This is a genomic window from Verrucomicrobiia bacterium (assembly GCA_035489575.1).
Taxonomy (GTDB): Bacteria; Patescibacteriota; Saccharimonadia; order Saccharimonadales; family JAGQNK01; genus DATHJY01.
In genome coordinates this window covers 14,440-31,432 of record DATHJY010000013.1, presented here as the reverse complement: position 1 = coordinate 31,432, position 16,993 = coordinate 14,440, and the positions used below count along the sequence as shown (strand labels likewise).

At 53.3% G+C, this 16,993-nt stretch carries 2 protein-coding genes; both read right to left on the bottom strand.

The window, feature by feature from the left end:
- Window positions 1–172: 172 nt before the first annotated feature.
- Window positions 173–9,298, bottom strand: a complete 9,126-nt coding sequence (locus VK694_05935; protein HTE58256.1) for a neuraminidase-like domain-containing protein — start codon at window positions 9,296–9,298, stop codon at window positions 173–175.
- Between the two features lie 11 nt (window positions 9,299–9,309).
- The gene (locus VK694_05930; GenBank protein HTE58255.1) at window positions 9,310–16,914 is read right to left on the bottom strand and encodes a SpvB/TcaC N-terminal domain-containing protein; all 7,605 of its coding nucleotides are present in this window, start codon (window positions 16,912–16,914) and stop codon (window positions 9,310–9,312) included.
- Window positions 16,915–16,993 lie beyond the last annotated feature (79 nt).

The window sequence follows — 16,993 nt, the reverse complement described above, 5'->3', positions numbered from 1 at the left end:
AGGACGGCAATCTAGTTTACGTTTTCTATTAATACTGAGAAATCTATGAATTTTTCCCTTCGTTATTCTTATTTATACCGCAGCGGCTATTGTAAAAATGCGGCACGCAATCAAACCCAGATGTTTTATCTGTCTTTTCAACTGGGACGAAATCATTCGCTGGCGGGGAATGCTAGAAGCTGTATTTTATGACCAGAGTGAGTTCTTCTAGCTTGTTCAGGTTTGCTGGGGTGAGCGACAGGTTAAACGGAGTGGCTAGCGCTAGGCTGGTGGTTTCGCCTTTGCAGAGCTTCCAGGCGTCAATTCGTGACAGGTTGACGGTGGTGGTGTCCAGTTTTATGGGTAGCGAGGCGGGATTGCCGGTGGCCTTGGCCAAAACAACAATGTTTTCGATCTGGGCGTCCAAGGCCTGGGCCATGTAGGGCAGCCGTGAACTGTCTATTGTGAGCTCTACGGTACCGTTCGCCTTGAGCAAATGCCACTCGTTGGGTAACTCGTGCTTTAGGTTGATGGTGGCGTGCAGGCCAGTCTGGGAAAGCTCTTGTTTGACCTCGGCCAGGCGGTCTAGCAGCGTTGTTTCGGCCAGGCCTCGCAGGCTGGAGCCGCCTTCGCGAGCGGTGTAGCTGAGGTGCACAACAGCATCGGCGATGGTGTCGTAGTCGAACTGCGCCAGGTCTTTTTTGGGTAGTTCCAGCCGCCAGGTGCTGATAGCGCCGGTACCTTCGAATGGCAGGTAGCGGTCGTCTTTGAAGCTGAGTTCGAATAGGCCGCTATCTTTCTGGGCATTGCTGGTAGCAATGGACTGAATGGCGCCAACGTTGTAGACGAAACGTTCGTCATTGCCTGGGTCTTCGGCGTAGCCGGTAGTCGCTAGGTTGTCGGGGTTACTGTTTTTGCGATACTTGTTGCTGACTAGAGACAGTTTAGCGCTAACAGAAGTGTGTGGTCCGGCGATACATGGCAGGCTGATACTAACGGACTTGATGCGTCGGAAGTATTGTCCGGCGTGATCCATGTCTAGCAGCGCCTCTGGCACTTCAAAGTCGCAGGATCCGGTGGCCCGGAGTCTTAGCAGGGCCAGCGGGTCGAGTGAGGCCAGAGAAATGTGTTTGACGACTTCGTATTCTCGCTTGTTGTTGTTTAGGTAGCTGGCTTCCATGCGCTTGATGTCATAGATAAGCCGGTCGGAGCTTTGCAGGCCTTTCTTTAGGCTGTCCCAATAGCCGTAGGCGATAAACGAGTCTTCGGTGCGACCGAGTTCGAACTGATAGCTGCGTTCAGCCTTTTTGGCGAAGTCGTGGGCTAGCTTGTAGACGCTAAAGTAGACTGAGCTGATCTGGCCAATCATCCACTGATACAGCTGGTCATTGGTGAACTTAGAATGCATGAACTTGTCGGTTTCTTTAGCGTTTTCGATTTGCAGATCGTGGTTTTTTAGGTCGGTTTCGGCTATTTCTTTGCGGATCTCTGCGGCAACGATTTGTTTGGCGATAGAGTCTAGCTCTTTTTGGGCCACGCGCTCTTGTAGCTTCCAGTCGTCAAAGCGACGGTCGTAGCCGCCCAGGGTGGCGGCCCGGCCAGCTTCGTAGGTGGCAACAGCGCTGAAGATACCCAGTACGTCCGCGGCAGAATTGGCAGCCGCGGCCAAGTTTTTGCCACCCCACTGCACGGTCACATGCGGACTACCGCCAAAGCCGGAGGCCCCGCCCAGTAGGTCCGGAACCATGGCCACCACACCTGCCAGGGTTCGGCTGATCTGGGCTATGGTCTGGAAGTCGTGGGCTTCACTCAGTTTGTCTAGGTTCAGCTGCTCTTTGTCGCTGATTTTTTCTACTTCGGCATAGAATTTGTGACGTTCTTCGGTGACTAATTTGGAGCGATTCAGGACTTCTACCTGTTCAGTTGCTTCCCTGATGCTGAGCTTTTTCATGTCCTTAACAGCATTGAGTAGCTTGATTTCCAGCTCATTGCGGAGCAAAGCCATGTCCTCGCCGTCTTTTTTCTCTAGGGCTTGGAGCAGCGAACTTCCTAGGTTTCTGACTTCCCCTGCTAGATCGGTTGCCTTTTGGGCTAAGGTATGGAAACGATAGTACGGCAAGGGCGCGTTCAGGCCGGCCAGAACTGAAGAGATGTCGAGCCCTGCCGCAGCTGCCCGCACTAGCATGCCGGGGTCGATGGGCGGTGCAAACAGAGCGAGTGAGCGCTCGATACCATCGATGTTCTGACAGTTGCGGATCTTGAATAGCCGGTCGGCAATGGTGTCCCACTGTGCCAGCATTTGTTCGTTCTGGGGTACGCAGAAATAGAGGGTAGACAGCGTGACTGGCGGTGGCGGCAATTCGGCGCCACCTTCTGGCAGCGCGCCAAGGTCTGGCAGAATGTTTTCGATGTCGATCAGGGCATTACCAAAGGCATCGAGCTTGCGTTCGATTTGGTTGTAGGTCTCGTAGGGTGGGTCGATGACAGGAGGTACTTTGCGGGGTTTTGGCCCTAGCAGTTTGTCGGCCAGAATGTACATCTGCGTGGCCTGGGCTATGGATTCCATGGTGTCCTGTCGGAACAAATAATCCCCCCACTCAACAAGATTGTCGATGTATTTCATGATGAGGGCTTTTTGGTAAGCCACTGTGCGGAAGCGGGCGACCACGTGTGGCTTGAAGGGCTCTTTGCGCCACTGCTCTATAGCGAATTCTAGCTCTTTGCGTTCCGGCGTGGTGGGATCGGCAATTTTGTACAGCAAAGTGTCGATGCGTTGGGCCATATATTCGCTGTCGTTACGCAGGTAGAACGGCTTGGTTACCCAATATTTTTGCGGTGCGGTGCCGGGCAAGGCCCCAGTGGGATTAAACATGTAGTGGAACCAACTCAGCGCTTCCTCAAACCGTTGGTTTTTGGTCAGCTGCGTGGCAACAAAAAGCGGTACATGGAAAAATAATTCCCAGTTGTAGCTGCTGTAGCTGCCATCGCTGCTAAAGTCGATATCTTCAATGGGGTATTTGAGCGGAACGACAGAACTGGGCGAGTAGTTGCTTTGGAAGTTAAAGCTAGTGACTTGCAGCTGCGTTTGGCGTTTCATGAGTGCTGGTACGCCGTCTTTGTAGAGCGTTTTGCGCAGTGCGCAGATGAGCGGGTGGTACATATTGCTGAATTTTTCACCGTATTGCAAGGTGCCGTAGACCTTGATCTCTGCAATGACCGCCTGATAATCCTCGTCTGCCAGCAGCTCGGCAATGACATTTGCCGGTGTCTCGCCGGCCTGGAGTTTGGCCATGTATTTTTTCCATAGGGCCAGGATGTCCTCGATCAGGCTGAGTGCGTCAGATGCTGTGCGCTGCACAACGACCGTGTCGGTAACTTCGGCGGTGGTATCTTCGCCTCGGTCGGTGCGCCCTTTCCGCTTGTAAAAACCAGGCGTGATGACGTAGGCATGAGCACTGTCTTCCATAAAGTACGGTAGCAAGGTGCCGAATGGAATCTTTATATGGCCGCGATTGTCAAAGCCGACCGTAGATGCCGTATTGCCGTAGCTCATCATCAGGAAGTATTCCCACAACAGGGCCACCCAGTCGATCCACGTCATCTGGTGCGGGTAGGTCAGCCGGAAGTTGCCAGGTGTCTCGGCCAAGATGTTATAGAAGTTGAAGGGCGACAGGGCGTTTCTGGCAGACAGGTCATCGCCAACTACTAGATTGGTCTCTAGGTACCGCTGAATGTTAAGGTTGGTGTCTTTGAAATCTGGGAAAAAGTCTGGGAAGTAGCTGTTGCCTTCTGCTGCCAGCTCGGGATAGCCTTTGCAGCCGGCAATGTCAAAGATGCCACTGAGCGTTTGGTAGTCTTGGCCGCCGGTTTTGAGCACGTAGATTTGGTCGGCGAACTCTAAGTACATGAGGTTATAGGTTTTTTGCTGCAGGTCTTCGGTTGTGAAATAGGATGGTGTTCGTATAGCATCCTGGGATACTTTTTTGGGCTGCCAGATATTGTCGGCAAACTCGCTGACCGCCAGCTGCATTTTGAGCTTGCGCTTGGGTTTGTCATTGTTGACCACGGTGCCTGGCGCGGGATTGGGCACGGTCGACTGTGGATTTGGGTCTGGCTCTTCGCTAAATACCGGCCAGGCTAGGGTTAGCCGCTGGTTGCGCTTGAAGGCCAGCAAATGATTGCCGGTGATTTCTAGGTCTACTACTGACCAGGGTGTCCAGTAGCGTTCTTGCTCGAACATTCGGTGATAGTACTTTGCTGGGTCACCACCCTTGCTGCGCGCAAAGACATGCATGGTTTTTTCTACCGTGTCATACCACGTGGCAACGACTTCTAGGAAGGCAAGGTTGTCTACCCCTTCTAGGTAGCGAACCAGGGCGCGCTCGGCCGTAAACTCGGTTAACTCGTTTTGCTGCAGCTCGTTTTCTAGCTCGGTAAACAAGAACGACTTATCGTCACGCAGTTCGGCCTCGATCCAGTTTTCGGGATACAAAAAGACTTTGCGATTGGCTTCCCAGACACGGTAGTTTTTCATCCATTTCCACCACTCCCAGCCGCTGTCGTTGTCTACATCGGCCGCAGCCTGGGGCTCTAGGCCCATCAGGCTACGCTGCACGAATAACTGGATAGAGCCATGCGCCTGAACAATACGGGATGACGGCATGCATGCTTCCATCTCGACATCTACCAGTAGGTGGTCGTATAGGTCGTTTTCTTCGCGGAACTCTGGTCGGGTGGCCAGCAGATAGGCTACCAAGGCATCACGCTTCCGGGGACGGATGGCGTCCATGATTTCTTTGAGCGTATCCAGCCAAGTGGTTTCGTCATAGCGTGACTTGAGGCTGAGGCGTAAGAGTGTCGCTTCGTCAGCTGTCAGAACTGGTTTGATGAATGCTTTGACGCCGGCAATGTTGGTGGCTAGGTTGCGCAAATAGTCGGCGCTGCTCAGTAGCCGCGCCCAGGCAACTGCAGCGTGATAGTTGGTGAAGCTAAAGGCTGGGAAGAAATAAGCGTCTATTTCGTCCAGCGCAGTTTGCTCGTGGCCGGTGAGAAGGCTCAGGCGCTCTAAGAATTCGTTTCTGGTGGCGGTGCTACCCGGCAGCAGCATGTCCAGTACAGACAGGAAGGTAATGGGCGCATTGGCGTCGGCAGGATTGATCACGGGCTCAAACTGCTTGAACAAGTCTATGATGGTGCCCAGGTCGGCATAAGCCTTGAAAGGCACTTCTGGTTGCCCGGATTTGTACGGAATGGCGTCCCAGGCAAGCCAGCCCAAAATATCGGCGTGATCCAAGAACCAGGCCACATCGGCTGGCTCTAGTTCGTACGAGTCAATGAGTGGCAACAGTTTGTGGAGCAAGCGCAGCGCGTTATAGTGCTTGCCAAAAGCAGCTTCGGATATAGTCGGCGGCATGGGCGTTGAGTTGACGGTGTCTATGAGACTGTCGTTTAGCAGCAAGTCGCCCAGTATTTCGGTGCCAGGCGCAGACTGTTTGAGTTTGCCATGAGCCAGGACGGTAGCCGTTAGGTCTAGGTTGGCTTTGAAAGTGCTGCCAAGCTGCGTTTGCAGCAGGCTGGTTTTGGCCGCCAAAAAGGTGTAGCTGGCCAGCGCAGCCATGAGTGCCTTTACTAAAGCTTTGCTCTCCGCGCTGATGTCTCCACTCGCCGGCACGGCTGCCAGGGTGTCGATTGCGTTTTTGATAGCCGCGGTGTCCAGGCTTGGGCCAAACAAGGTGTCAATGAGTGCTTTGGCATTGGCGGGCGACAGCCAGTCACGCTCCAAAAAGCCGGCAATTGTTTTGATATCTGCCTCCGACAGGCTTGGGAATTGTCCCAGCAAAGCCATGAGCGCTTCGGTTTGTTCGGTGGCGGTGAGATTGGGGTCAAAGGGTGATTTGTTGGCGGTGTATGCAGCTTGGTAGGCGGTTTGAAGCGCCGTCAGTGTGGCCAGGATGTTTTCGTCTTTGAGCTCCAGGCTTACTACATCGACTGCCTGATGGTAGAGCATAAACCAAATGTCCGCCAACTTGAGCGGGTAGGCCTTGGCGCTTTTGGCGCTAGCAATCAGTTCTAGAGTCAGGGCTGGCGAGGCCGTGGGATTGCCGCCAGTTAGGTCAATCAAGATGTCCAGGTCTGCGGCTTTTAGCTTTATTTTGCGCATAAGCCGGCTGAGCAAAAGGAGATGGCTCAGGTTCTCAAAGGTCAATTTATTGTCTACTAAGAGAGTGAGTAGCGTGGCAAACTCGCTTTCTTTGACCCGCAAACATACCATTAGGCTGGGCGCTACGTCAGCCAAGAAGCCAGTGCCATCGATTTTCTCGGGCAACAGTGCCTCGTCGATGATTCCGTTTTTGGCTTTGTTCAGGAATATCTGGTGATAGAGCGGTGTGAATGGGTTTTCTTCTACCGATTCATGGGGAATCTCGCCATAGCCGCCAATAAGTTCGTCTACCTTTATCCCTGTTTCCTCGGTGATCTCTAAGAGGTCGGCGGCTATTTGTAGCGTGGCATCGTTTAGATTTCCGGCGCCCAGATTGCTCTGGGAGATGACCTCGTCGAGTGTTTCCAGCTTCCAGTCAGTTTGTTTTTGCAAGCGCAAAAAGCGATGCGTGCGGTCCAGGACGGTGTCGTCCAGACCGGCAATTTCTTTCTTGGTGGTGTCGCAGCTGAGGTCCAGGTGTTTGATAAACAGTTTGTCTGTAGGGTCTATAAACTTTAGCGTCAGTAGTCGCACGAGCTCTTCATAGGAAAGCCCGGTCTTGCTGAGGAACGTATCAACCACCTTCATCTCCGTAGCCGCGGTAGTGGTGGAAGTGTTCCAGTAGTCTTGCTGGCTAGACGCGGCAGCAGTGGTGATCAGCTTTCTTTCGGCGTCGTTCAGGCCGAGCTTTTCGGCAACAATTGACTCGTTGGTTGGTACGCTGGCCAGTTGAAAATTCTTCATGAGTTCATCGCGTTTGATGTCGAAACGGCCAAAGTAAGCGGCAGCTTCGGTGTGATGCAAGTCAAACGGCAATGTAAAAGCATAGGATTTGCCCTGGAGTTCCTGGTAGGCTTTTTCATTGACGTAGTCGGGCGCGGCAGCTAGTTCTTCGGCTGGCGATAGTGTCTGGCGCAGACGGAAAACCTTGTAGTTGGTGCCACTGGTATTGACCACTTTGCAGACAGCTTTTTTGTCGCGAACATAGTGTGGCAATGTAGCCGATGAGCCGGATGTGGTTTCGGTGGCAAAGACTTGAGCTTTGTCAGTAACCGGAATCTTTTTTGCCACTAGGGCGTTTAATAAATCGGTAGAAATAGTGCCTACGAATGGGTCACTGCCCCCGGCCAAGGGGCCGCTAAAGCTGATGCCGGTATCTGGGGCAATGAGCTCTTCTAGCAGCTCGCTGGTGAGGTCAATGTAGGGCATAGGTGTGTTGGCGTTTTCACAGCCCAGGTCAATCTCGCCCAAGTCTGCCCGACGCTCGAACAGCACGTCTTTGGCTAGGTTGCTGGTGACGGCGGGCGATACGGTTAGGTCGGTCACACTACGGTCGTCCAGAAACTCCAAGATTTCTACCAGGTAGGCAGCCGGGCTGTAGACCGAGCGACAGTGTTGGCAGGCACAGACGTCACTAAGCTTGAACAGGCTTTTGAGGTTGGGGAAATCAGCGGCAACGGCCTCGATTTTCTTCTCTAGCTTGGTGGTGTTGATGATGGGTAGATCTGTGGCAGAGGCGGTGTCTTGCAGGTCACCGACAATCAGCATGGCGGCAGTGGTCGTAGCCTCGGCTTTTTTGTAAACTTCCTTGGCTTCTTTCGGGCTAAGCCCGGCCTTTGGAGCGATCTGGTTCACGAAACGAGTTTTGCCGGCGGCAGTGACACTTTGCGCCGAGTGGATGTCTTGCTCTAGTAATGCATTGGTCTTGCTGTAGTGTGGCACGAGCCGAAAGACGCGCTGGACTTTCTTCAGTTCGGCCCGCATGGGCTGGTGTTCTTCGCCGGCCCACTTTTTTTCTTTCATAAACAGGTCGACGTTGGTGTTGCCGAGGTCAAAGTCTTCGTGTTTGCTCATGAATTTTTTGATCTCGTCGTGGCGCTCCAGTTTGGGGCGACTCTCCCTGTCCAGCTGGGCAGCAAAGGCAGCGGAGGGAAAAGTTTTTTCCATTTTGCGCACCAGTGACGAGGCATGCAAATCCACTAGCCGTTTGTTGAGCGGCTGGCCACCAACGTTAATTTTGGCGGCAGACTTGGTCAGTTCCTGTTTCCAGGCAGTCTTGTCCAGGCTGGCCAGCCGAACCATGTCTTTGGGCTTTTTGATGCTATGCGCCTGACCGACCTGGGTGATGATGGACTGGTCGTAGCCCACCAGCTCGCCAAGCGCCAAGCTGGTCTGCAGGTCTTTGACTTTGGACGACTTGCCGAGGAATTTGACATTGGTGACTTTCCGGAGCACGCCGCTTAGATCAGTCTTATTGGTTTTGAAGAGCTTGGTGACTTCGGAAACTTTGTCTTCGACTACAAAGCGCGTGACGATGTCTAGCACGTTTTTGGTGCGTGTGTCCTGGGCGTAGGTCTCAGCTTCTTTTTTGAAAGCACTCAGACGTTCGGTGCTGCGCTTCCAATGTTCGGCTGTGTCGCTGCTGATAATCATGTCCTTGGCGGCTTGCTGCAAGTCGCGCTCGATAACACCAGGATCGGCCAGAACGGCATCATATAAAACCCCTTTAGGGTCGGAGTTGATGCCAATGGAAAACCGGGCCATGAACGGGTTGGTAATATCGCTCTTTAGCAAACTGTTTTTGCGCAACAGCCCATAAAAGAATTGCGCTTCGACGCCGGAGAGCTTTTCTAGGCGTTGGGATAATACCAGATATTCTATCTTGACGGCTGCCGTATCAGATTCCCGGGCGAGCAGCGTAATGTCGTGGTGTTGATCGTCTTCTTGCAAGTTGGCAACTGCTACTTCGCCCGCCTGGGCGGCGACTGCGGCGCTCAAGTCTTCGTATTCGATTACTTCGGACTGGAGGGGTTTATCCAGGGTGATGTTGATCTCTTCGCGTCCAGCGGCATGGAACCGCATTTCATCGGGGTCGGAACTAAAAAGGAGTGTCTTTTTAAGAGGCGTGAAAACCTTGACACCAATGTGTAGGGGCTGTTGACCTCTGTCGGCTACTGTTAGGGTTCGCTCTAGTATGTAAGTACCATTTTTGTCTGCGATAGTTTCGCCCAACTGACGTTCGCGGCGCACACCGATGTCATAAGCCCGGACTATCAAGCCTTTGGCAGAATCCCCTGCCTTGGTAGTGATTTTTCCATAAATTGTTTTGGTCTGTTCCATCAGTATCCCCCTTACTTGTTATTAGGCTCTGATGAATTTATAAAATCTATCAGTGCTTTTCTGTCTGCGTCGGTAGTTTCGCCGAATAGTGATTTGTCGAACTTAAATTCCTTTTCCCGGTCATACTGGGCGCGTAGCGAGTCGTCACCGTGGCACAGGGCGCAGAATGGATTCCGGCCTTCTTTCACCTTTTGCTCGACCCAGCCGGGAGGAGTTGCAAAGTGTGAGGCGTCCATGGCTGCTCGGTTCAGCGCTACCCCTGTTCTTATGATAGCGATTGGTGGGTAGAGACTGGCGACATCTAGTGCCACTCCTCCAGCAACCTCCAGAGGGCCTCCGCCTTCTATGACCGCCTCGGTGGTATCGGCCGCAGGATTCAGCGACTGCCCCGCAGCCTTGGCGTCACCCGTGAACAGCAGGATTCCTCCGGCTACGAGGAGTGCGCCTAGTAGCCCCTTGCCTCTTACTTTTGGTGTCTTCACGTGCGGCGATTTTACATGCGGTGTCTTAACGTGCGGTTCCGTGACGTGTGGCGCTTTAACATCGGCATCGGGCAGTTTGGTTGGTTGTGTTCTGGTGCCACCGCTGGTGTCAACTGGTGTTTTTTCGCTTTTGACCACCGTGCCCTGGTTGTCAGTTGTGATGGTTTGTTTGTGACCTTTTGTTCGGTTTATCACCTCCGTCACGTGCAGTTTTTGGAAGTCAAACTTACCCTGGGCTACGGTGTGGACGTTGAATACTTTGCCGCCGCCAGAGCCAGTGACCGTTTTGCCAAATTTGCTCGTGCCAAGGGTTTCGTATTTCGCCCCCGACTGAAGCGCCGGCAAATATTCTTTTTGAGCCTTGGTCCACCTAGAGTTGGCTTTGCCTTTCATTTCTACGGGTTCCCATACCCCGGGGTTCTTTTCTACAAAGAAGTCTGCCCGGCCTTCTACCCACTTGCCGTTCACCTCAACCCTGAAGGGGACTTCTTTTTTGAAGTTCACGCCTTGCTCGGTCAAAAAGTCAGCAAACATCCTAGAGGCTTTTTGTTCGTCAGATTCGTTGCCGTTGGTGTCGCGCAGTGAGCTGGGGTTGTTCTTGGCATATTTATACAGGTTTAGTCCGTCGTCAATGCTGGATGGGTCAGTACTGAGCCATCGCCCCAGCCAGCAGATGTAATAGCGAGCGGCGTGATATTCTAGGCCGGTTTCTTGGTCGCGTTCACGGCCCACGTAGCGGTAGCGCTTGGCAGCAGCACGGACGGCCTTGTTGGTTACTTGGTAAGCAGTGGTGCCAAAGGGGTGATACTCTTCGTAAGATATCGTTTGGGCATTTTCGTCTACCTCTAAGTTAACGGAACCCAAGTGATTCGCCAGTTGGTATCGCAGCAGCCGGGGCTCGGTGTCGTCATCTATTTCGTTCCTGGTTTCCATGAGGGCAATGCGGCCGGTTTCATCAACAATAGATAAGCTATGGCGTACCAGTCCAGCGTGCTCGCCGCTGTGTTTTTGGTAGCGTTCGTAGGTGCCTAGGTATATCCGTTCTTCTTTTTTGCCCGGCGTTTCACCGGCTGGTGCGGCATTCTCGGTAATCTTGCGGAGCCGCTCGCCGTCCGAACCGTATTGGTAGTAGGTGGTCTCGGGTGTACCTGACCCAGCTTTTTGCCTGATGGTCCGGACTAGTTTTTCTTTAAAGTTCCAGCCCAATTCCTCCAGGTGTGGCATCTCGGTTATAAAGCCGTGTTTGGCATGGTGCTGGTAGGCATAGGTTTGGGCGCCAATCTTCGTAGACTGCAAGCGGTTGGTGGTGGCCTGGTAGGTGTAGTCACGCGTCCAGTCGTTGCCGCTGGCCTTGTGGATGAGGCTCATGATGTTGCCCACCGAATCATACAAATACTGCTGCACATAATTGCGCGTCAGCGCTGGGTCGCCGGCAGCTTGCTGGTGGGAGTAGCTTTGGTCGTTCCAGTTATCCTCGGGTCCAAAAGCCAGTCCCGCATTGTTTTCTCGCCCAGTTGCTTCAGTGAGCTGGTAGATTGCATCGTACTTATATGTCGTGAGGCCGGTGATCATTTGATTGTTAAAAAATTGGAGTGGGATGGCGTCATCTTGGATGTGTGTGACGTTGCCGGTGGCATCGAAAGTAAAGTGCAGATCCTGAAGTACTTTGTTTGCGGCTGTCCGACTGGTCACGTGGATTAAGGCAAAGGTGCGACTGTCGTAGCGGTAGCTTGTGGTAATGCCATTGCCCAGGAGCATAGCGGTGCGTTGGCCTTTTTCGTTGTAGTCGATATTTTCTATGATGGTTTCGGTGAGTGCGTCCCGAGTGACCGTTTTGGCTTCGACAAGCGTTGCGGCATTGAACGTGGTGCGTTCGATCGAGCCGTCCGGTGCGGTTGTTTCGACGACACGGCCCAGGGCGTTATAGACCATTTTGCTTTCAAAGATCTCCGGCTCCAAGCCGGTGGCCAGATTGGCGTCCGTCCAGTTGGGGACGGATGTATAGTCAGCAAATAGTCGGCGTTGGTTCACGAGCGGCTGACCCATAAAGTCGTATTTTACGGCCTCGACTACACCAGCGGTGTCAAAGTATCGGGTTACCTGGCCGCGTAGATTTTTGGCCTTGGCGTTAGCTTCGCCCTCTCCATAGAAAATGCGGTCAGAGATGTTGTTCAGTGGAGTGGGTCTGTCGCCACCTATCACCCGCGTCCCCGTGGGACGGCCCAAGATATCGTAGTCGTATTGAAACTCATGATCACGCTCGTCCCAGGTGCGTAGCGCTTCACCTACTACATTCGTGAGCAGCCAGCGCTTGCCGTTGTCCATGCTGTCCTGGTAGACGCCTCTCCCGAGCAGGTCGTAACTGTAGGTTATGACTTTGTTGTGCCGCGCATCGACAACTGCACGCAAGTTACCCTCGATGTCTAAGGTTGCATGCGAGTAGTAAAACTCATCCAGCCCATTGACCCGGTTGTGCTGAACCTGCAGAATCGGACGACCGAGGCCGTCAAAATGCTGGACGGACGGTGTGTTGTGATAGTCTTCGGAGGCGAGCGCTGCAAGCTTTTCCTTTAACGGGTCCTTGCCCTCGGCGATTAACTGGGCATTGATAAGAGAATTGACCCGGTTATCGTGCCAGCTAGAATCATTTGCTGTATCGCCTTGGTCATACAGCCGCTGCAGCCAGGAGGTAAATTCGGTCTTGCTAAGCGTTCCGTCTGGCAGTTCCATCTTGACCTCTCGGCCCACGGCGTCGTAGTAGAACAACGATGTGACGCCTGTTTCTACCAAAGCTTTGTTGTCTTCATACTTATGAGTGGTAGAGAAAAACGGTTGGTACTGTTTGACGGGATTGCCCTTGTTGTTGACAACGGTGCGGCCGGTGCCCACCCAGCGTAGCTGGGGGGTGGTGTCTACCTCGATCACCGTGTAAGTGTCGTCAGGGTTAAGCGTTAGCTGCTTGGCTTTGCCGGGCTCGGCCTGGGCTTTCTTCATGACCACTTGGCCAAGGCCCCCGGAATATTCAAAACTGATTTGTACGGGCGAATTAGGATTGTCTGTGAAATGCTGTTCGCGGACGATAGATGCAGCCACCACTGGTTTGCCGGATGTCTGGTAGACGTCAAAGTCGTAAACGACACGTATGCTAGCGTGACCCAACAAATCTTTGCCTTTGGCTGTCAGGTCTGCCGAGCTGGCGGCGGCAAAAAAGGCGGCTATTTTGGCTGACTCGGCGGCGGTTGTAAATTCATCTTGGCCGGTCAGGTCGTCTGCCTCGGTGCCTTTGCCAAGTATCGCCATGACCTTGACCAGGCCCAGTTCGTCGGACAGCGCCTCTGAAATGTTGTCGTTGATATCGCGCATGCGCTCGGGTACGAGTGTTCGGAAGTTGAACTTGTCCGTAGACGTTTTGTTGCCCAAGGCGTCCTCGGTCGACTCTATGAACATACAGAAATTGCCTAGGTAGGTTACTTTGGTCACGGCGCCAACCGGGCTGGTATATCTAACGGGCATAAAGAAACGATTGGCTGCATCGGTGACGGACTCGCCTGCTGTTATATATTGAGCTGTGCCGGAACGAACCCACCAGTTGGCGTCGCCCTCGCTGTGGGTGAACTTCCCTTGTAGCATATGTGTGCCCGTGGCTTTCGTGCCAAAGATGTCAGTGAGTAGCTCTGGGGTGTAGGCCAGTTGGAAAGACTCGAACGGCAAGCCGCGTGACTCTAGCTGGTGCAACGGCGAAGCCCCGCTGAGATTGTCTTTGTAGTAAGTCATGCGGCTGTGTTCGATCAAACGTTTCTGTGGTGTGCCGGCCGGCGGGTTGTTGTCTTTCTGGTGATATGGCACATCGGTTGCGTTGGTGAGGATGTTTTCAAAATCAGCCAGGACGTAGTAGTCGCCCGTCTTGGCAATGCCTCTGAGTTCAAAGTTTTTTTCTTCGGACGGCAGGCGCAAGCGGTAGTTGTTTGCGCTGGTGACGTCATTGGTGAAAAGGTTTTGTTTATAGGAGATAGACGAGCGGGCTTGGGCGGCCAAAGTTTCGGCAGGCAGTGTCGGGTCGGCAAGCTGCCTGGCGTACACCACGCTGGCGGATTCTAGTATGTTGCCGTATTCGTCTAATTTGGTGGTCAGGGTGTGGGCTATGCGAGGGTCGGCGACGATGCGCTCGTAACTATAGGTGATCGACTCGCTCGCTTTGACGACAAAGACGGCGTATTTGTTCTGGCCTTTTGGCTGCAAAAGTTCGATAGCGCAGTTGCTGGAATTGACCGAATAGGGCGTCAGCTGTGTCTGGAGCTGCTGGGGGGTAGCGCCGATCAGTGGCGCGTCATGGGCAAATACTTCCGAGCGCAGGGCCATGCCCTTGCAGGCTCGTAGCGCTTGCTGCCACTGCTCGCCACCCAGGTGATCCAGCAGCGTGGGGTCGATGCCTGGCGCAGCGACCAGCTGAGCGTCCGGCAGCTCATGTTCGTTGTGTGTCACGACAAAGCCCTGGCGCGCCATCTCCTCGTACCAATAATCGTTGGCAAACTGAGCCAATATTTTGTCCTGACGCAAAAACGCACCGGTATGAAACCAAGACTTTTTGACCACTGGCTCTTGGTGCAAATCCTGTTCTACCACGTTACTGCTGTCGCCTTTGACCCAGTGATCAAAGTCCTCGGCATCGGTTTGTTCTACCATGCCAAAACCACGAAACTCGCGCTCTGGGTGGTCGTAGTAGCCGTGATGGTATTTGTAACTGCTTACAAAGCGGTGGCCCGTGATGCGGTCGAGTGTCTCGGTCCTTGACAGACATTGCACTGGAAAGTGAAGCTTGGTAATCCAGGGGCGTCCAGCCTGTTCGTCTTCCAGATAAAATGCGGTTGACGGTGCATATTCCAGACTGACTTCTTTGCCCACGTTATTTTGGTAGCCAATCATAATATGCGGCTTCTTGCTGTTCATCAGGTCAATGTAGCGCAGTGGACCATGCGCGTCCTTAGTGAGCGGGCTGGACCACACCAGACACATGGTGCCCGTACCCAGCAGGTCGGTCACGGTCACGTCCGCCAGGTCGTGTATTTCTGGGAATGAGTGTATCTCGAACGCGGAGGTCACGAACGAATTGCCGCTGAGGTTCAGCCAGCAAGTAACCTTATTTTGACCAAGGTAGACAATGTCTGTGGTGCCAGAGCCGTCGATGTCAGCGAGCTGTATATAAGTGGGGTTAAAGGCATCGGGTGCGTCAAAAACTGGTGGTTTGTCCATGGCAATCTTGGCGCCAAATTTGCCGTAGCCCAAGTTTGACCAGTAGCACACCTCGCTGGCACGAATGCGGACAATATCGGTCAGGCCATCGCCGTCCATGTCGGCCAGAAAAATCATTTGCTTGCTGTCGGCAAAGACTACGGTTGGCCCTTTTTCTTCGTCAAACGATTTGGGGGACTTGCGGGCTGGCGCATAGCCTCGCCGGCCTTCGGATTCGTACCAGGTAAACACTTCATCTTCGGTGATGAGTAGGTCCGGTTTGCCATCGCCGGTTAGGTCGATCATGCGGGTGTTCTGGTCTTTGAGGTCTCTGTTGGGTAACTGACGGAAAGGCTTGAATGTTTGCCAGCCATGGTCATCATCCAGCTCGTAATAGCCTTTGGGCTGCTCGCTCAGACTGACCAGCTGTTTGCCGCCATCGGCATCTAGGTCAACCAATTGCAGGGTTTGCCCCAGGCCGGTCACGGCTGGTTTTGGCGACACCGCCTTGGCGCGTTCGAACATGCCACCGCCCAGGTTGCGTTTGTAATACCAGGCCTCGACTTGTTCGGTTAATATGCCAGAAAGACCTTCGCCGTAAAGGTCGGTGAATGTGTATGGTGACGATAGTCCAACGGGTGCATTTACTACGTCCTGAGCGGCTACGGTTTTGACCTCTTGGCTCCAGGTGTGCTCTTGGTAGGTGAACTCTAGCGGCGGTAGCTGCTTTTGTGTGTAGGTGCCGTCCAACTGCTTGATATAGCCATGGTTAGAGATGGCGGCTAGGAATGTAAAGCCTTGCTCTGTGGCTAGATCGTACTGGAAGTCGAGCGACCTTACTAACGCCGAACCGCCAGGTAGCTCACTAAAGTAATGGACGAGCAATACGCGCTGGCAGAGCCGCGTGGTGCGGACTTCGAAACCGGGTTTGTGGTCAGAAAAAGCATCTGGCCGATACCCCCAGTCATGTACCTTTTGGTACGGCGCAGTGGTGTCGTATTCGCCGTAGTCGAGTATTGTCTGAAACATGTAGGCCGACGCTGCGGGGAACGGGTCGCCAAAGTTTTTATAGGGCTGCTTGTTGCCATAACGGATACTTTCTAGATACCGGTTGGTGTACGTCAGATTGCCACCTTTGCGTCGGTTGGCATTGTGCGGCAATGTACCCTCAAAGCCGGTATCGTCCTCGGGTTTGTAAAAAGACTGGCTGCAGTTGCCGTGATCGTCAAAGGTAAATTCTGGCAGCCATTCGTAGACCTTGCGCGCATCTGTGGGGTCGGCAATGCGTGAGTTCTCACTCCATCCCAGTAGTGTCGTCACATTGTCTTTGGTGGTGACTCGCCACCTCGTTTCGCCGGTGGTTTTGTGCGTCCAGCGCTCTATCCGAGCAAACAAGCCTTCTGTCCGTGGCCGATAAAATCTGACAGTAAAATTACCGTCGCTCGAGTTTTGTTCTCGGATACTGTAGGTGCCATCTGGGCCTTGGCTAAAGTCACCGCTCTGGTCTTTCTGAAACTCCGGCACCAAATCTTCGGCCCCGGCGAATAAAAAAGTGTCCGAATCTGCAACATCGAGGTACTGCGGCAATTCTTGGCTGGTCTTGCGTTTGATCGATGGCAGGCCCAGGTCCCATCCCAAACCAAACACTCCGTTGCCACCACCAGAGTTGTAGCTAAGCTTCAGGTCCGGTGTGACGCCTCGTGCGGGCGACACTGGTAGCGGCACAGAAAAAGCTGCTGTCCCATTTACTGCATTGACCGAAAATTTTTCGTCTATGCCTTTTATTGCCCCACCACCCTGGGGCAATTTGATTGAAGGAGTCTCTATGGCCCGGGATTCTGTCTTGCCTCCCTGTGTGTTGAACATAGACGCAGATTTTTCCGGATTACTTGCTTGTTCTTTCATGTCTTCTGCATGCCTCGTTCTGGCCTAAAAAATATTGCTCCGCTGCTTGAAGTCGGATGAGATTTGAGCAGATACTAGA